Consider the following 21950-nt stretch of genomic DNA (forward strand, 5'->3'; position numbering starts at 1 on the left):
TTATTCTTGTCAGTCTCAAACGCGTTCGATCGCCAGGGCCAGGCCTTGGCCAACACCGACACACATAGTCGCCAAGCCTTTGCTGCCACCGTTTTTTTCCAGTTGATGCAGCGCGGTCAAGACCAGGCGCGCACCACTCATGCCCAGCGGATGGCCCAAGGCAATCGCGCCACCGTTCGGGTTGACCTGCGCCGCGTCGTCCGCCAGGCCCAACTCACGCAGCACCGCCAGGCCTTGGCTGGCAAAGGCTTCGTTGAGCTCGATCACATCAAAGTCGCTGACGGCCAGGCCCAGGCGCTCGACCAACTTGCGCACCGCAGGCACCGGGCCGATGCCCATCACACGGGGCTCGACCCCGGCACTGGCCATGCCCAGCACGCGGGCGCGGGCAGTCAAACCATGCTTTTTCACGGCTTCGGCGCTGGCCAGGATCAAGGCCGCAGCCCCATCGTTGACCCCGGAGGCGTTGCCGGCGGTGACGGTCTTGTCCGGGCCATTGACCGGCTTGAGCCTGGCCAGGGCTTCGAGGGTGGTGTCGGCGCGTGGATGCTCGTCGTGTTCAACCAGGGTCTCGCCTTTTTTGTGGGCGACCCGTACCGGCACGATTTCTTCAGCGAAGAACCCGGCGGCCTGGGCAGCGGCCGTGCGTTGCTGGCTGCGCAAGGCGAAGGCGTCCTGGTCGGCGCGCGAGACTTTATAGTCATCCGCCACGTTGTCGGCGGTCTGCGGCATGGCATCGACGCCGTACTGGGCCTTCATCACCGGGTTGATAAAACGCCAGCCGATGGTGGTGTCTTCCAGCTTCATATTGCGCGAGAACGCAGCGTCGGCCTTGCCCATCACGAATGGCGCACGGGACATCGACTCGACGCCACCGGCAATCGCCAGCTCCATTTCGCCACTGGCGATGGCGCGGAACGCGGTGCCGATGGCGTCCATGCCCGAGGCACACAGACGGTTGAGGGTCACGCCAGGGATGCTCGATGGCAAGCCGGCCAGCAGCGAAGCCATGCGGGCCACGTTGCGGTTGTCTTCGCCGGCCTGATTGGCACAGCCGAGGAACACCTCGTCCACCGCGTTCCAGTCCACCGACGGGTTGCGCGCCATCAGCGCCTTGATCGGCAAGGCCGCCAGGTCATCGGCGCGCACGGTGGACAGGCCACCGCCGAAGCGGCCGATGGGGGTGCGGATGGCATCACAAATAAACACGTCACGCATCAGGCTTCTCCTGGGGTTTGGCCATGGGCGGCGGCGGTACGGGCTTCAAGGTCGCGCAAGGCGTTCAGTTCGACCTCGGTCGGTTCGGCGCTGGTACCGAGTTGATCGGCAAAACGCACCGCCCAACCGGTGGCGGCGATTACTTGTTCGCAGGTCACGCCAGGGTGCAAAGCCGTGACCACGAATTCATGGGTGCCCTCCTCCGGCTCCATGATGCACAGGTCGGTGATGATCCCCACCGGGCCTGCGCCTGGCAGGCCGAGGCGCTTGCGCGAGTCGCCGCCTTCGCCATGGCCTACCGAGGTGATGAAGTCCAGTTTGTCGACGAACGAACGGGACGACTGCTTGAGGATGATCAGTACGCTCTTGGCGGAGCCGGCAATTTCCGGCGCGCCACCGGCGCCCGGCAAGCGGACCTTGGGTTGGTGATAGTCACCGACCACGGTGGTGTTGATATTGCCGAAACGGTCGACCTGGGCCGCCCCAAGAAAACCGACGTCAATGCGCCCGCCCTGCAACCAGTAGCGAAAAATCTCACCGGTGGGTACGACGGTGTCGGCGGTTTCCGCCAACTCGCCGTCACCAATGGACAACGGCAATACCGACGGCTTGGCGCCAATCGGGCCGGACTCGTAGATCAGCACCACATCGGGGGAAGATGTCAGGCGTGCCAGGTTGGCGGCCTTGGACGGCAAGCCGATGCCGACGAAGCACACCGAACCGTTCTTCAGGCGGCGCGCGGCGGCGACGGTCATCATTTCATTGGTCGAGTAAGCCATTACTTGGCCTCCTGCGCGGCAGCCAGTTTGGCCTGGAATTGACTGAAGTCAGCAGTGCCGTGGATGTATTCATCGATCCAGGCGGTAAATGTCCCACGATCCCGAGCGATCGGGTCCCAGGCTTGATAGAAGCGATTGTCGCGTTCGGTGTAACCGTGGGCGTAGGACGGATGCGCACCACCCGGCACATGGCACACGGCGGTCAGGGCCCAGGTCGGTAGCACGCAGGCGTTCATTGGCGCGTTAAGGTCATCGACGATTTCTTCGACGGTGACGATGCAACGCTTGGCCGCCAACGCCGCCTCTTTCTGCACCCCGAGAATCCCCCACAACAGCACGTTGCCCTTGCGGTCGGCCTTTTGTGCATGGATCACCGTAATGTCCGGGCGCACCGACGGTACCGCCGCCAGCACTTCACCAGTGAAGGGGCAGGTCACGGTCTTGATCAACGGGTTGACCTTGGGCAGGTCGGAGCCGGCATACGCCCGCAGTACCGCGAACGGCAGGCCGGAAGCGCCGGCCACGTAGGCGTTGGCCAGGTCGGCATGGCTGTGTTCTTCGATCTCCAACGGTTGCGGCCATTGCTTCTCGACCGCGTCCCGCAGGCGATGCAGGGAGCCCACGCCAGGGTTGCCACCCCAGGAGAAAATCAGCTTGCGCGCACAGCCGGCCCCGATCAGTTGGTCGTAGATCAGGTCAGGCGTCATGCGTACCAGCGTCAGGTCTTTCTTGCCCTGACGAATGATTTCATGACCTGCCGCTGTAGGGATCAGGTGGGTAAAGCCTTCGAGCGCGACGGTATCGCCGTCATTGACGAACTGCTTTACCGCATCAGCCAGCGAAAGGATTTCAGCCATGGGGTTGGGCTCCCGATATAGGTCGAAAAAGACGCTGGAGGCAGCGCCGAAGTGCTTGAAGAGTAAGCCGGGGCAATGGGCCAAACAATCCGATAATCGACTATCAGTTCGATAATCGAACAGATTGTTGCCTAGCTATCTTTCAAGACGAACACGGTCAAATGTGGGAGCGGGCTTGCTCGCTCCCACATTTTTGAACCGTGTCCGCTTTAAGTCTCAGGTAGCGTCGGCGTGGCTGACGATGCCCTTGATCACCACCGCCGTGGTAGCGAGTGCCGCCGGAATCACCAGCGCCGTCAGCACCTGCTCGAAGTTCCAGCCCAACCCCAGCAAGGTGGCGCCCATCCACGCACCGAGGATCGCGCCAAAGCGCCCGATCCCCAGCATCCACGAGACACCTGTGGCACGTCCCTGGGTCGGGTAAAACCGCGCAGCCAACGAAGGCATCGCCGATTGCGCACCGTTGACGCACATCCCGGCAATCAACACCAGGGTCGCCAAGAGGGTGATGTTGCCCAGGCTCTGGCCCACGGCGTAGGCAAATACCCCGGCCAATAGGTAGAACGCTCCGATGACCTTGTGCGGATTGAACCGGTCCATGGCCCAGCCCACACCCACGGCACTGAGTACGCCGCCGAACTGGAACAACGCGCCAATGAAAGCCGCCTGCTCCATGCTGGCGCCGCTGTCGCGCATCAGGGTTGGCAGCCAACTGGTCAGCAGGTACACAATCACCAAGCCCATGAAGTACGTCAGCCACAGCAACAGGGTGCCGGCGCTGTAGGTGCCGGAAAAGATCACCGCGAACACGTTGCGCGCCTTGACGGTTTTCTGTTCCGGGACACTGAAGCTTGAGGCCTGGGCGACGATGGCCGGGTCGATGGGCGCCAGGGCCTTGCGCACCTTGTCCGTGCCGCGATTGCGCACCACCAGGTAGCGCGCCGACTCCGGCAACCACAGCACCAGCACGCCGACCAGAATCAATGGCAGGATGCCGCCGATCAGCAGCAGGCTGTGCCAGCCGAACATCGGAATCAGCTTGGCCGAGATAAATCCGCCACCGGCCATGCCCAGGTTGAAACCGCAGAACATGCTGGTCACCAGCAACGACTTGTGACGCTCCGGCGTGTATTCGGACAGCAATGTCGTGGCGTTCGGCATACCGGCGCCCAGGCCCAGGCCGGTCAGGAAACGCAACACCAATAACTGATCAACATTGGTGCTGTAGGCCGAGGCCAGGCTGAAGGCGCCGAACACCAGCACGGCGCCCACCAGCACCATCTTGCGACCAAAACGGTCGGCCAAGGGACCGGAGCCCAGGGCGCCAAACACCATGCCGATCAGCGCGGCACTCATCACCGGGCCGAGGCTGGCACGGTCAATCCCCCAATCCTGGGACAGCGCCGGCGCAATGAAGCCCATGGCCGCGGTGTCCAGCCCGTCGAGGAAGACAATCAGGAAGCACAGGATCACCACCCGCCACTGATAGCGGGACAACGGTTGTGCATTGATAAAGGACTGCACGTCCAGACACGTACCAACAGAAGGTGAAGGCTGATTCATTATTTTTATTTCCACACCGATGGGCGGGCGAACGACGGCGAGTCGTCATTATTATTGGGGCGAAACCGATGCCGCGACGGTAGGCGTCGTCGCGGTCAATGACGCTGCCGCGACATTAATGAGCCAGGGGAAACACCGTCAATTGCCCAGGCTGGGATCTGTGCGGTCACCGAACAGCTTACGCAAACAACTGGGCGCTCAGTTCCTGGCTGGCGCTCAACATGCTCGGCAGGAAGCGCTGCTCCAACTCGCTGCGACTGACCCGGCCGGCGTGAGTGCTGACATTGAGCGCGGCCAATACCTGGCCCGACGCGTCGTACACCGGTACGGCGATGGAGCGCAGGCCCTGCTCCAACTCCTGATCGACGATGCACCAGCCCTGTTGCCGCACTTGTTGCAGACACTCCAGCAATTCTGCGGGGGTGGTCAGGGTGCGGCTGGTCTTGGTTTGCAGCTCGGCATGATCGAGGTAGTCCTGCAACGACGCATCATCCAGGGCGGCCAGCAGGATCCGGCCCATGGATGTGCAATAGGCCGGCAGCCGTCCACCCACCGAGAGGTCCACCGAGATCAGGCGCTGGGTCGTGGCGGAACGGGCGATATAGAGGATGTCGTCGCCTTCCAGGGTCGCCATGTTGCAGGCTTCGTGCAGTTGCTCGCTCATGCGATCCAGATAGGGCTGGGCAGAAACCGCCAGGGGCGTGGAAGACAGATAGGCGTGCCCCAGGGTCAGAACCTTGGGTAGCAGGGAGTAGGTGCGCCCGTCCGTGGTGGCGTAGCCGAGCTTGATCAAGGTATGCAGGCAACGCCTGACGGCAGCGCGGGGGATTTCCGTGCGATGGCTGATCTGCGCGATGGTCAGGTGACGCTTGCGTTCCTGGAACGCCTGCACCACAGCCAACCCACGGGCCAGGGAGGTCATGAAGTCGGGGTCGCCGGTAAATGCCTGGATACGCTTGGCCGGTGATGCAACGATCGGCGGCGCCACTGAGGCGAAAGAGTTGCGCAATTGATCGTTCATTTCAGGTCCTTTCTCTTATTGTCGATCACCATTACAAGCTGGCCGGCAACGGATACACAAGGCAAGGCCGCCAACATTGGGCGATTATCGGACGGTCATTCGATAATCGCAATTTACTCCTGTGGGGCTGTTGAGCCCTGCCGGGCATCGACAGCCCTCCAGAATTTTCAAGGTGCCCGATTAACTGATGGGTATTAGGCGCAACGGCGTTGATTTAATTAATGCCCATTTACATTCAACTGTCACACACAGACTATTAGGCAAGTGTGGCGTCAAGTTCTCGACACTATTGGGTCACAACACACAAACAAAGTTGACGATTTTTAACTTGTTGGCGATAGTCTTATTCAAATACGCCGCTATAATGCACCGTACGATAAGGTCGAGTCGGCACCGAGAACGATCCGTGACGCCAGCGAACCTCGCTGTTGCCTTGTCCTGGCCTTGGTCGCAATTAAAGGGTGCTCAGTTCCACTGTCAGCCCATTATTGTGAAATAACAGAAAACTGTTGCTACGACAGCTGTTCTTGCCTCGTACCGTGGCCGTGTGCGGTAACAAAGTGGCATCGCGTTTCACTGCAATCAACTCAACTCATTTAGGTAACAATGTGACGAAAGACGAACTGCGCGCGGAACTTGAGCGCCAGGAACAACGTTACAAGGATGTTTACGGCGGGGAAGTCACCACCTACGCCGCCCAACCAGAACCTGAGCGCAAACCGTGGCGCAAACGGGCCAGCCTGCTCGACCAGGCTTTTGCCCAGGAAATCCAAAAGATCGAAAAGGACCTCAAGGCCGAAGAGCCATAAGCGCTGTCGGACTGAGCCTTCCTGACAAGTCATCGCCCTGCCAGCACCTCCTGGCAGGGGCGCCTTGGCTATGCCCGCCAATCGGCACCTTTCGCACCATCACGAAATTTCATACAGCCGTTTCAGACCACTCCTCCCAATTGTCGCACCCTCCATCGACACGCCTATTCTTTATAAATCAATGAGTTGCCAAACCACCGAAATATCTGGTAGCCACACCCCTCCTCCAAACTAATTCGTTGAAGAATGTTACCGGCGAGCAGCTAGTGCATAGATTACTGAGGTTTTCTGGCATAATCGCGCCCCCTTACGACCGGGTCATAAAACCTTCATGATCGATTTATTCAGCGGACTAGATGCTTGGGTTCTTGTGAGCCTGCTGCTCGCCCTCGCCTTTGTCCTCGCCTTCGAGTTCATCAATGGCTTTCATGACACCGCTAACGCGGTGGCCACAGTCATCTATACCAAAGCGATGCCGCCGCACCTGGCCGTATTCTTTTCCGGGGTGTTCAACTTCCTTGGCGTGTTGCTCGGCGGGGTAGGCGTTGCCTATGCCATCGTGCATCTGCTGCCGGTGGAGTTGCTGATCAATGTGAATACCGGCCATGGTCTGGCCATGGTGTTTTCATTATTAGCCGCCGCCATCACCTGGAACCTTGGCACCTGGTATTTCGGGATCCCGGCATCCAGCTCCCACACCCTGATCGGTTCGATCCTCGGTGTCGGCCTGGCCAATGCCTTGATCAACGACATTCCACTGGCTGACGGGGTCAACTGGCAGAAGGCGATCGATATCGGCGCCTCGTTGGTGTTCTCGCCCATGGCCGGCTTCCTGGTCGCAGCCCTGGTGTTGATTGGCCTTAAATGGTGGCGTCCACTGTCCAAGATGCACAAGACGCCGGACCAGCGCCGCAAGCTCGACGACAAGAAACACCCGCCATTCTGGAACCGCCTGGTACTGGTGATTTCCGCGATGGCCGTGAGTTTCGTGCATGGCTCCAACGACGGTCAGAAAGGTATCGGCCTGATCATGCTGGTGCTGATTGGTATCGTGCCCGCACAGTTCGTACTCGATCTGGGCAGCACTACCTACCAGATCGAGCGTACCCGCGACGCCACCCTGCACCTCAACCAGTTCTACCAGCGCAACCACGAAACCCTCGGTGAATTCCTCGCCCTGGGCAAAAGTGTCAAAGACGACCTGCCTGGCAAGTTCCGCTGCAACCCGCAACAGACCGAGCCGACCATCAACGCCCTTCTCGGCACATTGAAGGGTGTCTCCGACTACCGTTCACTGACTTCCGACCAGCGTATTGAAGTACGTCGCTACCTGCTGTGCCTGGACGACACCGCGAAGAAAGTCGGCAAGCTGCCCGGCCTTGAAGCCCGCGAGAAGTCAGACCTGGAAAAACTGCGCAAAGACCTGACCGCCACCACCGAATACGCTCCATTCTGGGTGATCCTCGCCGTGGCCCTGGCCCTTGGCCTGGGCACCATGGTGGGTTGGAAACGTGTGGTACTGACCATCGGTGAGAAGATCGGCAAACAGGGCATGACCTATGCCCAGGGCATGTCGGCGCAAATCACCACGGCCACCATGATTGGCTTTGCCAACATCTTCGCCCTGCCGGTATCCACCACCCACGTCCTGTCTTCGGGCGTGGCGGGGACCATGGTCGCCAACAAAAGCGGCCTGCAAGGCGGTACGGTGAAAACCATCCTGATGGCTTGGGTACTGACCCTGCCTGCGACGGTGAGCCTGTCGGCCGGCTTGTTCTGGCTGGCCTCCAAGGCGCTGGGCAGTTAACAGCCCGCGCAATTGAAAAAGGCGTGACCTGCGAGGGTCGCGCCTTTTTTTGTGCCGTTTTATCGCCCCCCTTGTAGGAGCCGGCTTGCCGGCGAAAAACTGGAAAGCAACGCGGGCCACCGGACACACCGCGTTATCGTTGACGATTTTCGCCGGCAAGCCGGCTCCTACAGGAATGGCTTCAAAATCCGGGCAAAAAAAAAGGGCGACCGAAGTCGCCCAAAATGCCTTGCGTGCTCATATAACCTGGAAAAACCTATGGTTTTTTACGCTTGTTCGCGTCTTTCCAGATAAAAAAACCAAACCCTACAAAAAACAGCACCATGAGGCCGACAGTCAGCACCCCGGCGAAAACCACATTATCGAAAAACATGACCGGCCTCCTGCTCTTGCCCTGTTGCGATGGGGCTAAGTTAACCAAGAAGTCGGGAGGAGAAATTGACGGGGATCAATGTCGCCCGCAACGGGGCGTAAAGAAGGGGAATAACTGACCTGAATCAACAGATTCAGGTCAGTTCAGCGCTTTTTCGGTTTGTTTTTCGACTTTTTCTTCGCTTTGCCCAAGGGCATGGCCTGCTCGAACGCCTGGCGCACTTCATTAAGGCGCTTGTCATTGAGGTCATGGACCCGTTTGGCCCGTTCGGTATTCAGGTCGATCAGCTTGTCATCACTCATGGCATGGCTTACGTGGTGGTTGGGATGACCTAATAATGCGTCTTCATCCACCTTGCGGCAAATAGCCAAGTAACAAAACCTGCTTTAGCTTCCACGTCCATTAAACAGGCGTAGGCAAAACCTGGTTACTTGTCGCGCTCAAAGGTAATAATCGAACGCGTTACCCCTGGCCAGTTCGGCATGTGCCGCCAAGGGGTCAGCACTTTCAAGCGATCGCCTTCAACCTGAAACTCACGGCACTGGGTGGTACCGACCCACTCAGGATTCCAGGCCGCCTGAACCTGGGTACACCACTGGTTTCCATCGATCTGTTCAATTCCCGTATAGGCAACGAGCGTGTTCAGTAACGCCGACTTTGCAGCGTCCGTCTTGCCAACAGTTCGTCCTTCCCCTGTCAGAACGAAAGCAACCCGATGATCTGCGGTAAAAATCACACGCCCGGTCGGATGCTCTCCCATGGCCGGAACTTCTTTCAACGAACCCTGGGATTGGACTTGATAGCCAACCAATTGCCAGGCCCCAGCCAAAGGCGATTCACTCGCCTGGGCCACACCTGGGATTGCCACGGCAACGCCAAGCACAGTCGATAGGGTCTTCAGGACTTTTTTCACGCTGATATTTCTCCAGTATTTCTCAATAGCGGGCAGAACCCTGGAGATACCCTTGCCTGAATACAGACGCGCCGATGTAGGAGTTATCTCAAACACCGGGTACTGAAAAAATCGAGAAACGGTCCGACACTGTGACGCAGATGATTGCCTGGTCGGCAAAGGGGAGAAAAAACGCCATGGACAGGGCAACGTCACCCGATAAACCGCCCTGGCTAAACCTCGACGTCCACCCACAACCCCTGGCGGGGCGCGTCCTCGATCAGCGGCGCCACAGGCACCGTGTTATCGGCGTTGAGCTCATCACCGGGAATGGCCAAGTGCTGCTCGGGATCTTCATCGGCCTCACGCCGGCGTTTCTGCTGTTCCTGTTGGCGCCGTTGTTCTTCGCGCAGCATTAAGGTCGATTGTTCGGCGTCACGGTGCTTGAGGTCGATGGTGCTTTCGTTGGAGCTCGGTTGCGCGGGGACCACCGGTGGAATATCGGGTTTTGGGCGCACGGGGTCGAGTTGCGACGTGACCGGCACAACACTCAAGGGCAAGATCGGTGGCAGCATAATTATGGGTCTCCTGTCAGCAGGCTGTCGGCTGCTGCACCAACGACTTGAGGCTGGGGCCGCCAACTTGTGACCCAGTCGTCAGTCAGCCGTGCCCTGCCACCCGTCGAATCGTCCGCTTTCATCCCTGCAAGCGGAGTAGTTTTTGTCAGAGTCCTTTGGCTGGGGGCCTTGTTCCGTTAGAATAGTCGGCTTTTTCACGGCGGGAGTCAGGCAGCATGGCGCAGCAGTATCAACCGGGGCAACGCTGGATTAGTGACAGCGAAGCAGAGCTGGGGTTAGGCACCGTTCTGGCACAGGACGGGCGCTTGTTGACCGTGCTCTATCCGGCCACTGGCGACACCCGCCAGTACGCGCTACGGAATGCGCCCCTCACTCGCGTGAGGTTCTCGCCGGGTGACACCATCACCCATTTCGAGGGCTGGAAAATGACCGTGCGCGAAGTCGACGATGTCGACGGCCTGCTGGTCTACCACGGCCTCAATGGGCAGAACGAGCAGGTCACCCTGCCGGAAACCCAACTGTCGAATTTCATCCAGTTCCGCCTCGCCAGCGACCGTCTGTTCGCCGGGCAGATCGACCCGCTGGCCTGGTTCTCCCTGCGCTACCACACCCTGGAACACACCAGCCGCCAATTGCAGTCCTCGCTCTGGGGCCTGGGTGGTGTGCGTGCGCAGCCAATTGCGCACCAATTGCACATCGCCCGTGAAGTGGCTGACCGTATCGCACCACGGGTTCTGCTGGCCGACGAAGTAGGCCTGGGCAAGACCATCGAAGCCGGCCTGGTGATCCATCGCCAGTTGCTGTCCGGGCGCGCCAATCGCGTGTTGATCCTGGTCCCGGAAAACCTGCAGCACCAATGGCTGGTGGAGATGCGCCGGCGCTTCAACCTGCAGGTTGCGCTGTTCGACGAAGAACGCTTTATCGAAAGCGATGCCAGCAACCCGTTCGAAGACACCCAGCTTGCGCTGGTGGCCCTGGAATGGCTGGTGGACGACGAGAAAGCCCAGGATGCGCTGTTCGCCGCCGGCTGGGACTTGATGGTGGTCGACGAAGCGCACCACCTGGTCTGGCACGAAGAAAAAGCCAGCGCGCAATACCAGTTGGTTGAGCAATTGGCCGAGACCATTCCCGGCGTGCTGCTGCTGACCGCAACCCCGGAGCAACTGGGCCAGGACAGCCACTTTGCGCGCCTGCGCCTGCTGGACCCGAACCGTTTCCACGACGTCAAAGCCTTCCGCGCCGAGAGCGAAAACTATCGCCCGGTAGCCGAAGCCGTGCAGGAACTGATGGACAAGGGCCGCCTCTCGCCAGCCGCGCACAAGACCATCCTGGGGTTCCTCGGCGACGAAGGCGAAGCCCTGCTGGCCGCCGTCAACGATGGCGACACCGAAGCCAGCGCGCGCCTGGTGCGTGAGCTGCTGGACCGCCACGGTACCGGCCGCGTGCTGTTCCGTAACACCCGCGCCGCGGTGCAAGGCTTCCCCGAGCGCAAGCTGCACGCCTACCCGCTGCCGTGCCCGGACGAGTACCTGGAGCTGCCGCTGGGCGAGCACGCCGAGTTGTACCCGGAAGTCAGCTTCCAGTCGCAGCCGGACATCGAAGAAGAAAACCGCTGGTGGCGCTTCGACCCGCGCGTCGAGTGGCTGATCGACCAGTTGAAAATGCTCAAGCGCACCAAGGTCCTGGTGATCTGTGCCCACGCGGAAACCGCCATGGACCTGGAAGACGCCCTGCGCGTGCGTTCCGGCATTCCGGCCACGGTGTTCCACGAGGGCATGAACATCCTTGAGCGAGACCGCGCCGCCGCCTACTTCGCCGATGAAGAGTTTGGCGCCCAGGTGCTGATCTGTTCGGAAATCGGCAGTGAAGGCCGCAACTTCCAGTTCGCCCACCACCTGGTGCTGTTCGATCTGCCGTCGCACCCGGACTTGCTGGAACAGCGCATCGGCCGCCTGGACCGGATCGGCCAGAAGCATGTGATCGAGCTGCACGTGCCGTACCTGGAAACCAGCCCGCAAGAGCGGCTGTTCCAGTGGTACCACGAAGCGCTGAACGCCTTCCTTAATACCTGCCCGACCGGCAACGCCTTGCAGCATCAGTTCGGCCCGCGCCTGCTGCCGTTGCTGGAAAACGCCGACGATGGCGAATGGCAAGGCCTGATCGACCAAGCCCGCGCCGAGCGCGAGCGCCTGGAAGCCGAGCTGCACACCGGCCGCGACCGCTTGCTGGAACTCAACTCCGGCGGCGCTGGCGAAGGTGATGCGCTGGTCGAGGACATCCTGGAGCAAGACGATCAGTTCACCCTGCCGATCTACATGGAAACCCTGTTCGATGCATTTGGCATCGACAGCGAAGACCATTCGGAAAACGCGCTGATCCTCAAGCCCAGCGAAAAAATGCTCGATGCCAGCTTCCCCCTCGGCGACGACGAAGGCGTGACCATCACTTACGACCGCAACCAGGCGCTGTCTCGCGAAGACATGCAGTTCATCACCTGGGAGCACCCGATGGTCCAGGGCGGCATGGATCTGGTGCTGTCCGGCTCCATGGGCAACACCGCCGTGGCCCTGATCAAGAACAAGGCGCTCAAGCCGGGCACGGTATTGCTCGAACTGCTCTACGTCAGTGAAGTCGTGGCGCCGCGCTCGCTGCAACTGGGCCGCTACCTGCCACCGGCAGCCTTGCGCTGCCTGCTGGATGCCAACGGCAATGACTTGTCGGGCCGAGTGTCGTTCACCACCCTGAACGATCAGTTGGAAAGCGTGCCACGGGCCAGCGCCAACAAATTCGTGCAGGCCCAGCGTGATCAGTTGACGCCACGGATCAACGCCGGCGAAGAGAAAATCGCCCCGCGCCACGCCGAGCGTGTGGCCGAGGCACAACGTCGCCTCGCGGCAGACACCGACGAAGAGCTGGCACGCCTGACCGCCCTGCAAGCGGTCAACCCGACCGTACGCGACAGCGAACTGGTTGCCCTGCGCCAACAACGCGAGCAAGGCCTGGCCATGCTCGACAAGGCGGCGCTGCGGTTGGAAGCGATTCGGGTGTTGGTCGCGGGTTGATCCGCGCACGGCCCTGTTGAACAAGAAGGCCCGCGCAATGCGGGCCTTTTTTATTCATGTTGGATGTGTGCTGTGAGTCAGGGCCTCATCGCGAGCAAGCCCATGCAGTCACCTCAGCCTCAAGCAGTCACCGCAGGGCCCGGCACCTCCACCACCCCCAAGCCATCCTTCATCCGCTTGGCATCGCGCACAAAACACCGCGAAGCCTGGAACAGAAACAGCATGGTCAGGAACAGCGCTACCGGAATCAGGTACATGGCGTCATGCAAACCCACGGCCTTGAACGCTTCGGTCATTTGTTCGGCACCCGCCGCGTACATCGCCGCATGGGCAAAATGATCGGACAACGCACCCACCACCACTGGCCCCATACCGCCACCCAGCAGATACAGGCCGGCAAAGAACAACGCCATGGCCGTAGCCCGCAGGCGGGGCTCCACCACGTCCTGAATCGCCGTGTACACACAGGTATAGAAGTTATAGGCAAACAGCCAGCCCACACTGAACACCGCGACAAACACGCCAATCTCGATACGCCCCGCGTGCAGGGCCCAGGCGGTGCAGACCGTGGAAATAATCAGGCTGAACGCGGCAAACAGCAGCCGGCCGTTGGGGATACGTTGGTGAATCTTGTCGGCCACCAGCCCGCCCAGGGTCAGGCCAAACAAGCCGGTCACACCGACAATCACCCCGGTTGCCACCGCAGCTTCTTGCAGCGGCATCAGGAAGTAGCGTTGCAGCATCGGCACCAGGAACGAGTTGCAGGCATAGGTGGCAAAATTGAAACACAGCCCGGCAAGCACCAACCACAGGAAAGTCGGCACCGCCAGCACACGCCGGATCGGCCGGTCGACTTTCTCCTGGGAGACTTGCACGGTCTCGGCGGCGCCGCGCTTGGGCTCCTTGATGTAGAACATGAACACCGCGAGGATCAGCCCCGGGATGGCCGCGATAAAGAACGGTGCACGCCAACTGTCGAACGCCTGGACCATCGCGCCGATGGTAAAGAACGCCAGCAACAGGCCCAAGGGCAGGCCCAGCATGAAAATCCCCATGGCTCGGGCGCGGCGGTGTGCCGGGAACAGGTCGCCGATCAGCGAGTTGGCGGCGGGTGCATAACTGGCTTCGCCAATGCCGATGCCCATGCGCACCAGCAGGAAAGTCCAGAAACTGCCAACCATGCCGTTGACCGCCGTCAGCGCACTCCAGCTCGCCAGGCCCCAGCCCATCAGTTTGCTGCGCGAGCCGGTATCGGCCAGGCGCCCCAGGGGCAAGCCGGCAATGGCATAGACGATGGTGAACGCGGTACCGATGATGCCGAGCTGGAAGTCACTGAGGTGCCATTCCATACGGATCGGTTCGATGATGATCGCCGGGATGGTGCGATCAAAGAAGTTGAACAGGTTGGCCAGGAACAGCAGGAACAGAATGCGCCAGGCATTCGCCGCTTGGGTCGAGTTCTGCATGGGTCCGTCTCTTTATTGTTATAGAGGCTCGATGCCGACGCATCCTGCCCGGAACCTGCAATCTAGTCAGGCGCGGCCCAGTTGTCTGTAATGATTCGTAAAGCTGATAGGGCGTAATTCCATCTGCAACAACAGCGTTTCGGCCGACAAAAAAATAAGCACTGGCCCCCCTTCCCAAGCGCCTTGGCAGGAATAGAATAGCGAGCCTTCCGCAGTTCCCCCCTTACCTCTTATTGATGACGTGCCATGTCCGATGCCAGTCCGTGTCTGAGTTGCGGTGCCTGCTGTTCATACTTTCGCGTGTCTTTCTTTTGGGGCGAATGCGCTTCATCAGGCGGCACCGTGCCCGATGACCTTGTAGTACAGATCAACCCCAGTCGGGTGGCGATGATCGGCACCGACCAAAAACCCGCCCGTTGCTGCAGCCTGGAAGGTGAAGTGGGCAGCGGCACACGCTGTTCAATCTACGAGCAACGGTCAAGCGTGTGCCGAGACTTCGAGTCGTCGTGGAGCCAGGGGGAAGTGAACGTCGATTGCGACGCCGCACGCGCCGCGTTTGGCCTGGCGCCACTGGAGCAGCCGCCTTACGAGTTTGAGCTGCCCATCAGCGCTTAGCACCATTGGCTATGATTGGCATGCCAAAATCGAAGCAATCAAAATGCCATTACTGCTTGCGATTCCGTTGAGCCTTCTATACTCGATTCCATAGGTCATCGCCGCGCGCAGTGACACGAGATGACTCTGTAACGGGACATGCTATGGAATGGCTGGGTCTGCATTTTTTTACCCCCCTTCCCGAGAGCGGGCAGCTAATACTCAATTGCACCCATAACCCTTTCCTGGTGCTACTGGCCTACTTGGTCGCCTGCGCTGCGGGCTTCGGTACCCTGGACATGGCCGAGCGTGTCGGCCACGTTGACAACCTGACAGCACAACGCCGCTGGCGCTGGATCGGCGCCGGTTGCCTGGCTGGCGGAATCTGGTCGACTCACTTCATCAGCATGCTGGCGTTCCAGGCGCCCATCGCCATCCATTACGAACTGTTCATGACCTTTGCGTCATTGCTGATCGCAATGATCGCGTCGTTGTTTGCCATGCAAACCCTCAGTCATGCCCAGCTGCGCTTTAATCGGTACCTGGTGGCGTCCATCTGGATGGGCCTGGGCATCGCCCTCATGCATTACGTGGGCATGTCCGCCATGCGTTCCGAGGCGCAGGTGTATTTTTCAACAGGGCTGTTTGTGTTATCGGTGGCGATCGCCATCGGGGCTAGCCTCGCGGCCTTGCTGCTGTCCAGCTACCTGCGCAATGGCAGCGGCATGTTCCACCAACTGCTCAAGTACGGAGCCAGCCTGGTACTCGGCGCCGGCATTATCAGCATGCACTTCACCGGCATGGCCGCTATGCAATTGCTGGTGCCCAACGGCGCCATGCCCTCATTGCCAATCGACGACAACCCAACACAACTGGGCCTGTCGGTGGCCGTCATCACGTTGCTGGTGATCGGCAGCAGCATCAGCGCGGCCCTCGCCGACAAGAAGTTGCAACACAAGGAGCGGGACCTGCGTCGGGTCAATGCCTTGCTGACCGAGCTGGACCAGGCACGTGCGTCCCTGCAGCAAGTCGCTCATTACGATGCCTTGACCAGCCTGCTCAATCGTCGGGGCTTCAACCAGATCTTCGCCGAAAAACTCGTGGAGAAAAACCAGACCGGGGGCATGCTCGCGGTCATCTTCCTCGACATCGATCACTTCAAACGGATCAACGACAGCCTGGGCCACGACGCCGGCGATGAGCTACTCAAAGTCCTGGCCGGCCATATCAAGAGTTCGGTACGTAGCCACAATGATGTCGTGGCCCGGTTCGGCGGCGATGAGTTCTGCATCCTGATCAACATCCATCATCGCGACGAAGCGCGGCACATGGCCCAGCGCATCATGCAGAAAATGAAAGAGCCAATCGAACTGGCCGGCCGACGCATGGTGATGACCACCAGCATCGGCATCAGCGTGTTTCCCGAGGACGGAACCACCTGCGAGGAACTGCTGAAAACCGCCGACCTGGCGCTCTATCAATCCAAGGATGGCGGGCGCAACAGCCTGAACTTCTTCAGTTCCAACCTGAAAACCCGAGCCTTTCTAGAACTGCAGCTGGAAGAAGAACTGCGCAATGCACTGCGCAACCAAAAGGAACTGGTCCTGCACTACCAGCCGATTCTGGACCTGCGCAAAGGCAAGGTCACACGACTCGAAGCGCTGGTGCGCTGGCAACACCCGCAACATGGGCTGCTGGCCCCCGAGCGGTTTATCGGCATTGCCGAAAACAACGGCCTGATTGCCGAACTGGACAACTGGGTGCTACGCCAAGCCTGTGCCGACCTGGGCTGGCTGACGGACCAGGGTCATCCGGACCTGATCATGGCCGTCAACTGCTCGGCCTTGAACCTGTCCCGCGACGAACTGGCCGATGAAATCGAATACGCCTTGCGCAGCAGTGGCATCGCCGCCAGCCGCCTGGAACTGGAAGTGACCGAAAACGCCTTGATGGGCAACATCAGCAGCACCCTGATCCTGCTGCGACAAATCCGCGCGCTGGGTGTTGCGCTGTCCATCGACGACTTCGGCACCGGCTACTCTTCCCTCTCCTACCTCAAGCGCCTACCCCTCAACACGCTGAAGATCGACCGCTCGTTTATCCAGGATATTCCCAAATCCACCACTGATATGGAGATTGTCCAGGCGATCATCGGCATGGCCCACACCCTGCACCTGCAAGTCATCACCGAGGGGGTGGAAACCCCGCAACAACTGGAGCTGTTGATCAAACATGGCTGCGATTACGTGCAGGGGTACCTGCTCAGTGCCGCGGTGCCGGCCAGTGAAATCAGCGCGGTGATCATGGCGCTTGACCAGCACCACCCGCTGACACCGTTAAGCCTGGCGGGCGGCAAAGACACATCGGCGGTTGTGCGCCCCATCCGCTGAAGTGCAGATGACTTGGCAAATCGCCATCATTTTGATTAAAGAACGCCGACGAACGGCCGATTCATGAGAGTCCAGCGTCGCTTTTCCCTAGAAACAATAAGGTTAAGACCGCTCGCTGAGGCCTAAACGCACTGTAAAAGTCGCGAACTCTCACTCGGTGATGGCTCTTTGATGCTTTCCAGCCATCCGTCCAGGCACATGGCGCACAATGACTTCTAAAAATAATCCTGTTACTGCGGTATCCGACGTGTTGCTCACAGCTCCTGCGGAAAAGCCCTCAGGCCCAAAGTCATTGAACGGTCAACGTGCGCTGGCCACCCAGCAATACCTGTACTTCACCGAAACCAATACTGATCGCATCCTCGATAACCTCGACGGCCTGCGCGACATGGTGTTCCCGCGCCCGCTCCACCTTGAGGGTGACAGCGAGTTGCGCAGCGAGCAGGAATTTCCCTCGGTGTGCCTGATCGGCCTCGGGCGCTGCGGCTCCAACATTGCCCTGGATGTCGCGGAGCTGGTGTACAACGCCCGCAAGTTCTACTTGAACGAGTTCAGCACCGAAGAAAAGTCCTACGCTGAAAAGGGCTACAGCCCGGCCCAGTGGATCCGCAACAACTTGCGCCTGGGGGCCAACAAGGCCAGTAAACCGGTGTTCCTGGTAGAACCCTTGGTGATGCTCGGCGACCTCGACAAAGACATCGCCGGGCGGATCCGATTTTCGCGCAAGGGTGAGAAAAGCGGCTTTTTACGCGACTACAGCAAGATGAAAATCATGGACCTGTCGGAAGTCCATGCCGGTGGCGCCGGTAACGCACCGATCCTCGGCCAGTACCTGGCCAAGATCATCCTCAATAAAGACACCCAGCGGTTTTCCAGCCCCGACTGGAAGATGATCCATTCGTACCTGATCGACTCCTGCGGCATCAAAGCCAACCAGTCGCGCCTGTACTTCTCGATTTTCAGCGCCGGTGGCGGTACCGGCTCGGGCATGGCCTCGGAGTTTGGCCTGGCCCAGCAACACTCGTACATGAACAAGACCTTCGACACCAAGCCCGCCGACGAGCACGACAGCAAGAGCGGCCACGCCTTTGTGTTCGAGCCGATCTTCACCAGCGGCATTTGTGTGCTGCCGAATATCTCCGACCATCGCAGTGAAATGTCCGAGGCGCTGCACATCAACGCCGGACGGTTGCTGTGCAAGTACCTGTCGGAGGAATGGGACTTTTCGTACAACTTCGACAATGAAGACAGCAGCGAAGCCAGCGTCAAAGGGCGTATTCGCCCGTGGAACGCCATGATGCTGATCTCCAACGACATCATGCGTTACGCCGAAGAAAGTGATGATGGCAACATCCAGAACATTGACGTCAATGCCATGGAAAAACACGCCAACCAGTACATCTCACAGCAGATCTTCAACATTCTGACGGCCCAGGCGGTCACCACCGACTACGACCAGAACTATTTCCGCCGCGCCGGCATCGACATCGGCGAAACCATTCGCCTGGACGCCAACGACCTGTTCATGAGCCTGGCCGGGCCGGTGGCGATTGCCTATGCCGAATCCGTGGTCCCGGAAACCCCGCCGCCGTCGAATGACAAGTTCAAGGTGTTCGAAAAAGAACCGCAGCGCTTGAACATCGACGACCTGTTCTTCCGCTCCATCGACCTGCCCCACTTCAACAAGGTCACCCAGGCCATCGAAGGCATCAGCCTGCTGCCGATCGAGTCCAAGCGCTATCGGGCGTCGCTGGAGCAGTACAAGAATTCCGGCTACGACGCAGCGGCCCTGCATGACCTGCACTTCTTCAAGAACTGCTCGTCGGTGGTGTCCATCGTCTCCCTGCCCAAGGACTACAAGCTGTCCTATATGGACCTGAACCGGCTCAAGACTCACCTCAACAGCCTGTTCCCCAACACCACCCTCAAGCGTTACGCATTGGTAATCGGTGCTTCAGCCAACCTGTCGCTGACCACGCTGATCGCCAAGAGCCCGTGCCTGTCGGATGACTTCCTGACGTTGATCGTGGCCTTTATCAAACGCTGCTTTGCCCGCAACCCGTACCGTTTCGACGAGACCCTGGACAACTCGATCCTGGACTTCATCATCCACGAAGACTTCGACGAGGACCGTATCGACGAGTTGCTCAACGAATTCGAAAACCCGGCAAAGATCCTCGATACCAACTGGTACGCGATCAAGCCGATGTATGAGAAGAAGTACCGCGAGCTGATCAATGACAAAGAGAAGTTTGTCTCGATCAACGACATCCGTCTGTCGCGCGATTGCGTGAAGAAGGCGATCAAGTACTTGCGTGAGATCTACCGTCACAGGATTGGCAAGACTAAGGTGATCTCGTTGAACAACCATACGGGCAAGACCGCCTAGACCGAGGCGCGCCCTTCGCGAGCAAGCCCGCTCCCACAGCTGACCGAGTGCCACCCTTGGAATGCGGCCGAATGTGGGAGCGGGCTTGCTCGCGAAAGCGGTCTTACAGGCAACAAACCTCTACAAGTTCGCCACACCAAGAAACAATTCCCCAGGCACTTCGCGGCCCGCAAAACTGTTCCCATGACGTTTACGTCACCCTCGCCTGTGACCTTTCTTCACGGCCAGTTGCCATCATGGTGAAAGCGGTTACTCCGCTACACACTTCTAACCGGGAAAAACGCGCACCATTTCGGTGCCATCACTTAATTCGATGCCCTTTCCTGGATCAGAATCCACGGTGAAACCACCACTGCCCACAGGCTCGGATCACGCTCCAGCAAGTCCAATGCCCGCGTCGCAGACACTTCGCCAAGACTCCCCGAGGCCAGCCAGGCGGCCACTTTGTCACGTTTGTCTTCGGCCATGCCCTCGGCGGCCTCGATCAAATCCAGGCCAGCCTCGACCCACAATAGGGCACCCTTGGCGAAGAACGGCTCAAGCTCCTTCCAGGAAATTTCCGCGGTTTCGCCGAGCAGCTTGGCATAGAGGGTGCTAGGTTCTTGCGTCATGGGAACTCACCTGAGGAAAAAATCGGCGCAATGATACCGTCGAGACTTCCCCAGAAAAACCCAGTAGCAATTGAGGCACCGATTGAAAGTGTCAGGAATGCCAAGGATTGCCCGAAACTCTGGCATAAGCCCGCCGCAATTCTGTCTTTTTCTTTCATTTAAGCGACACACCCGGCGTTTGCCCCCAGCTGCCAGCTTTTCAAGCGATCAACCGGCGCTCTACACTGTACCGGTACAGTTGCCAGGCCGCCGCCGGGGGGATATCCGAGATATCTGATCCGGTTCTGCAGCTCACAAGGCCGCTAGAACTATAAAAAATACAACAGTAAGAGTGGAGCACTATGAATAAGGCTACTAAGCAGATTTCCAAACTGTTTGCCGCTATGGTCCTGGCTGGGGTTGCCGGCCATTCGTTCGCAGCTGACACCATCAAGATCGGTATTGCCGGCCCCAAGACCGGCCCTGTGACCCAGTACGGCGACATGCAGTTCATGGGCGCCAAGCAAGCCATCAAGGACATCAACGCCAAAGGCGGTGTCAACGGCAAGATGCTCGAAGCCAAGGAATACGACGACGCTTGCGATCCTAAACAAGCCGTTGCCGTAGCCAACAAAGTGGTCAACGACGGCGTCAAGTTCGTGGTCGGCCACCTCTGCTCCAGCTCCACTCAACCCGCTACCGACATCTACGAAGACGAAGGTGTGATCATGATCACGCCGGCTGCCACCAGCCCGGATATCACCGCCCGTGGCTACAAGCTGATCTTCCGTACCATCGGCCTGGACAGCGCCCAGGGCCCTGCGGCCGGCAACTACATCGCCGACCACGTCAAGCCGAAGGTCGTCGCAGTACTGCACGACAAGCAACAATACGGTGAAGGCATCGCGTCTGCCGTGAAGAAGACCCTGGAAGAAAAAGGCGTGAAAGTCGCCGTCTTCGAAGGCCTGAACGCCGGCGACAAGGACTTCTCCTCGATTATCCAGAAGCTCAAGCAAGCCAACGTCGACTTCGTCTACTACGGCGGCTACCACCCAGAACTGGGCCTGATCCTGCGCCAGTCCCAGGAAAAAGGCCTGAAAGCCAAGTTCATGGGCCCGGAAGGTGTCGGCAACGACTCCATCTCGCAAATCGCCCAGAAAGCCTCCGAAGGCCTGCTGGTCACCCTGCCGAAATCCTTCGACGCCGACCCTGCCAACAAGGCAATCGTCGACGCACTCAAGGCTGACGGCAAAGACCCAAGCGGCCCGTTCGTGTTCCCAGCCTACTCGGCAGTTGAAATCATCGCTGGCGGCATCACTGCCGCGAAAAGCGAAGACACCACCAAAGTGGCCGAGGCCATCCACGCAGGCACCTTCAAGACCCCGACCGGCGACCTGAGCTTCGATGCCAAGGGCGACCTGAAGGACTTCAAGTTCGTGGTCTACGAATGGCACTTCGGTCAACCAAAAACCGAAGTTTCCCCTCAGTAAGCCAGGCGTTACTGGACAACAAGCCCACTGTGCAAGCAGTGGGTTTTGTTTTACGAGGTTTATGGGCCACGC

General features: G+C 59.4%; 19 protein-coding genes. 7 read left to right on the forward strand and 12 right to left on the reverse strand.

Features of this window, described 5'->3' with window-relative positions; genetic code table 11:
- Positions 1–15: 15 nt before the first annotated feature.
- The 5 genes from pcaF to pcaR form a co-directional block, all read right to left on the reverse strand.
- The gene (pcaF, locus tag FJD34_RS13300; protein ID WP_174553302.1) at positions 16–1221 is read right to left on the reverse strand and encodes a 3-oxoadipyl-CoA thiolase; all 1206 of its coding nucleotides are present in this window, start codon (positions 1219–1221) and stop codon (positions 16–18) included.
- Positions 1218–1997 (reverse strand): CoA-transferase subunit beta, encoded by a 780-nt coding sequence (locus FJD34_RS13305; protein WP_090290600.1) that lies wholly within the window; start codon positions 1995–1997, stop codon positions 1218–1220. The genes pcaF and FJD34_RS13305 overlap by 4 nt, the downstream gene beginning before the upstream one ends.
- Positions 1997–2854 carry a CoA transferase subunit A gene (locus FJD34_RS13310; protein ID WP_029297076.1) on the reverse strand — a complete coding sequence of 286 codons (858 nt, stop codon included), beginning with the start codon at positions 2852–2854 and terminating at the stop codon, positions 1997–1999. Before FJD34_RS13310 ends, FJD34_RS13305 begins: the two co-directional genes overlap by 1 nt.
- A gap of 216 nt (positions 2855–3070) precedes the next feature.
- Entirely contained in the window at positions 3071–4417 is a 1347-nt protein-coding gene (locus FJD34_RS13315) for an MFS transporter (protein ID WP_032858057.1), read from the reverse strand.
- Between the two features lie 178 nt (positions 4418–4595).
- Positions 4596–5438, reverse strand: coding sequence for a pca regulon transcriptional regulator PcaR (pcaR, locus tag FJD34_RS13320; RefSeq protein WP_032858059.1), 843 nt, complete (start codon positions 5436–5438; stop codon positions 4596–4598).
- Positions 5439–6046: 608 nt separating this feature from the next.
- Between pcaR and FJD34_RS13325 the strand changes: the two genes are divergently transcribed.
- Together FJD34_RS13325 and FJD34_RS13330 are read left to right on the forward strand one after the other, a co-directional pair.
- A complete protein-coding gene (locus FJD34_RS13325) occupies positions 6047–6247 on the forward strand; it encodes a hypothetical protein (RefSeq protein ID WP_029297082.1) in 201 nt (66 codons plus the stop codon).
- 331 nt (positions 6248–6578) lie between these two features.
- Positions 6579–8054 (forward strand): inorganic phosphate transporter, encoded by a 1476-nt coding sequence (locus FJD34_RS13330; RefSeq protein WP_032858061.1) that lies wholly within the window; start codon positions 6579–6581, stop codon positions 8052–8054.
- Between the two features lie 256 nt (positions 8055–8310).
- Here the strand turns inward: FJD34_RS13330 and ccoM are convergent, their stop codons facing one another.
- From ccoM to FJD34_RS13340, 4 genes are all read right to left on the reverse strand, one after another.
- On the reverse strand, positions 8311–8427 hold the full coding sequence (gene ccoM, locus FJD34_RS28690) for a cytochrome c oxidase subunit CcoM (protein WP_029297086.1): 117 nt from the start codon (positions 8425–8427) through the stop codon (positions 8311–8313).
- A 143-nt stretch (positions 8428–8570) separates the two neighbouring features.
- A complete protein-coding gene (locus FJD34_RS28065) occupies positions 8571–8729 on the reverse strand; it encodes a hypothetical protein (protein ID WP_090290599.1) in 159 nt (52 codons plus the stop codon).
- A 125-nt stretch (positions 8730–8854) separates the two neighbouring features.
- Positions 8855–9340 (reverse strand): lipocalin-like domain-containing protein, encoded by a 486-nt coding sequence (locus FJD34_RS13335; protein WP_197677880.1) that lies wholly within the window; start codon positions 9338–9340, stop codon positions 8855–8857.
- A 212-nt stretch (positions 9341–9552) separates the two neighbouring features.
- Positions 9553–9894: a hypothetical protein gene (locus FJD34_RS13340; protein ID WP_029297088.1), complete on the reverse strand. Its 342-nt coding sequence runs from the start codon at positions 9892–9894 to the stop codon at positions 9553–9555.
- 218 nt (positions 9895–10112) lie between these two features.
- On the opposite strand from FJD34_RS13340, the gene rapA reads away from it, so the two are divergent.
- Complete coding sequence (rapA, locus tag FJD34_RS13345) at positions 10113–12959, forward strand: RNA polymerase-associated protein RapA (RefSeq protein WP_032858064.1); 2847 nt, start codon at positions 10113–10115, stop codon at positions 12957–12959.
- Positions 12960–13078: 119 nt separating this feature from the next.
- On the opposite strand, the gene FJD34_RS13350 is transcribed toward rapA, so the two are convergent.
- Positions 13079–14425, reverse strand: a complete 1347-nt coding sequence (locus FJD34_RS13350; protein WP_090290598.1) for a spinster family MFS transporter — start codon at positions 14423–14425, stop codon at positions 13079–13081.
- A 246-nt stretch (positions 14426–14671) separates the two neighbouring features.
- On the opposite strand from FJD34_RS13350, the gene FJD34_RS13355 reads away from it, so the two are divergent.
- The 3 genes from FJD34_RS13355 (at position 14672) to FJD34_RS13365 (ending at position 19798) form a co-directional block, all read left to right on the forward strand.
- On the forward strand, positions 14672–15040 hold the full coding sequence (locus tag FJD34_RS13355) for a YkgJ family cysteine cluster protein (RefSeq protein WP_032858069.1): 369 nt from the start codon (positions 14672–14674) through the stop codon (positions 15038–15040).
- 143 nt (positions 15041–15183) lie between these two features.
- Positions 15184–17409, forward strand: coding sequence for a putative bifunctional diguanylate cyclase/phosphodiesterase (locus FJD34_RS13360; RefSeq protein WP_032858071.1), 2226 nt, complete (start codon positions 15184–15186; stop codon positions 17407–17409).
- A 208-nt stretch (positions 17410–17617) separates the two neighbouring features.
- On the forward strand, positions 17618–19798 hold the full coding sequence (locus tag FJD34_RS13365; RefSeq protein ID WP_032858072.1) for a hypothetical protein: 2181 nt from the start codon (positions 17618–17620) through the stop codon (positions 19796–19798).
- A 305-nt stretch (positions 19799–20103) separates the two neighbouring features.
- Here FJD34_RS13365 and FJD34_RS13370 read toward each other — a convergent pair whose 3' ends face one another.
- Positions 20104–20409, reverse strand: coding sequence for a DUF2288 domain-containing protein (locus FJD34_RS13370; protein WP_032858075.1), 306 nt, complete (start codon positions 20407–20409; stop codon positions 20104–20106).
- Positions 20406–20567: a hypothetical protein gene (locus FJD34_RS28070; RefSeq protein WP_167360813.1), complete on the reverse strand. Its 162-nt coding sequence runs from the start codon at positions 20565–20567 to the stop codon at positions 20406–20408. The genes FJD34_RS13370 and FJD34_RS28070 overlap by 4 nt, the downstream gene beginning before the upstream one ends.
- 183 nt (positions 20568–20750) lie before the next feature.
- Here FJD34_RS28070 and FJD34_RS13375 point away from each other — a divergent pair, with 183 nt between their 5' ends.
- Complete coding sequence (locus FJD34_RS13375) at positions 20751–21878, forward strand: branched-chain amino acid ABC transporter substrate-binding protein (RefSeq protein ID WP_032858077.1); 1128 nt, start codon at positions 20751–20753, stop codon at positions 21876–21878.
- The last annotated feature ends 72 nt before the right edge of the window (positions 21879–21950 follow it).

Origin of the sequence: Pseudomonas brenneri, from assembly GCF_007858285.1 — a bacterium.
GTDB classification, from domain to species: domain Bacteria; phylum Pseudomonadota; class Gammaproteobacteria; order Pseudomonadales; family Pseudomonadaceae; genus Aquipseudomonas; species Aquipseudomonas brenneri.

Excerpts from the sequence above, each read along its gene's own strand:
- FJD34_RS13305 (WP_090290600.1), bottom strand. The coding sequence starts at position 1,997 with ATGGCTTACTCGACCAATGAAATGATGACCGTCGCCGCCGCGCGCCGC.
- FJD34_RS13310 (WP_029297076.1), bottom strand. The coding sequence starts at position 2,854 with ATGGCTGAAATCCTTTCGCTGGCTGATGCGGTAAAGCAGTTCGTCAAT.
- FJD34_RS13315 (WP_032858057.1), bottom strand. The coding sequence starts at position 4,417 with ATGAATCAGCCTTCACCTTCTGTTGGTACGTGTCTGGACGTGCAGTCC.
- pcaR (WP_032858059.1), bottom strand. The coding sequence starts at position 5,438 with ATGAACGATCAATTGCGCAACTCTTTCGCCTCAGTGGCGCCGCCGATC.
- FJD34_RS13330 (WP_032858061.1), top strand. The coding sequence starts at position 6,579 with ATGATCGATTTATTCAGCGGACTAGATGCTTGGGTTCTTGTGAGCCTG.
- ccoM (WP_029297086.1), bottom strand. The coding sequence starts at position 8,427 with ATGTTTTTCGATAATGTGGTTTTCGCCGGGGTGCTGACTGTCGGCCTC.
- FJD34_RS28065 (WP_090290599.1), bottom strand. The coding sequence starts at position 8,729 with ATGAGTGATGACAAGCTGATCGACCTGAATACCGAACGGGCCAAACGG.
- FJD34_RS13340 (WP_029297088.1), bottom strand. The coding sequence starts at position 9,894 with ATGCTGCCACCGATCTTGCCCTTGAGTGTTGTGCCGGTCACGTCGCAA.
- rapA (WP_032858064.1), top strand. The coding sequence starts at position 10,113 with ATGGCGCAGCAGTATCAACCGGGGCAACGCTGGATTAGTGACAGCGAA.
- FJD34_RS13350 (WP_090290598.1), bottom strand. The coding sequence starts at position 14,425 with ATGCAGAACTCGACCCAAGCGGCGAATGCCTGGCGCATTCTGTTCCTG.
- FJD34_RS13355 (WP_032858069.1), top strand. The coding sequence starts at position 14,672 with ATGTCCGATGCCAGTCCGTGTCTGAGTTGCGGTGCCTGCTGTTCATAC.
- FJD34_RS13360 (WP_032858071.1), top strand. The coding sequence starts at position 15,184 with ATGGAATGGCTGGGTCTGCATTTTTTTACCCCCCTTCCCGAGAGCGGG.
- FJD34_RS13365 (WP_032858072.1), top strand. The coding sequence starts at position 17,618 with ATGACTTCTAAAAATAATCCTGTTACTGCGGTATCCGACGTGTTGCTC.
- FJD34_RS13370 (WP_032858075.1), bottom strand. The coding sequence starts at position 20,409 with ATGACGCAAGAACCTAGCACCCTCTATGCCAAGCTGCTCGGCGAAACC.
- FJD34_RS28070 (WP_167360813.1), bottom strand. The coding sequence starts at position 20,567 with ATGAAAGAAAAAGACAGAATTGCGGCGGGCTTATGCCAGAGTTTCGGG.
- FJD34_RS13375 (WP_032858077.1), top strand. The coding sequence starts at position 20,751 with ATGAATAAGGCTACTAAGCAGATTTCCAAACTGTTTGCCGCTATGGTC.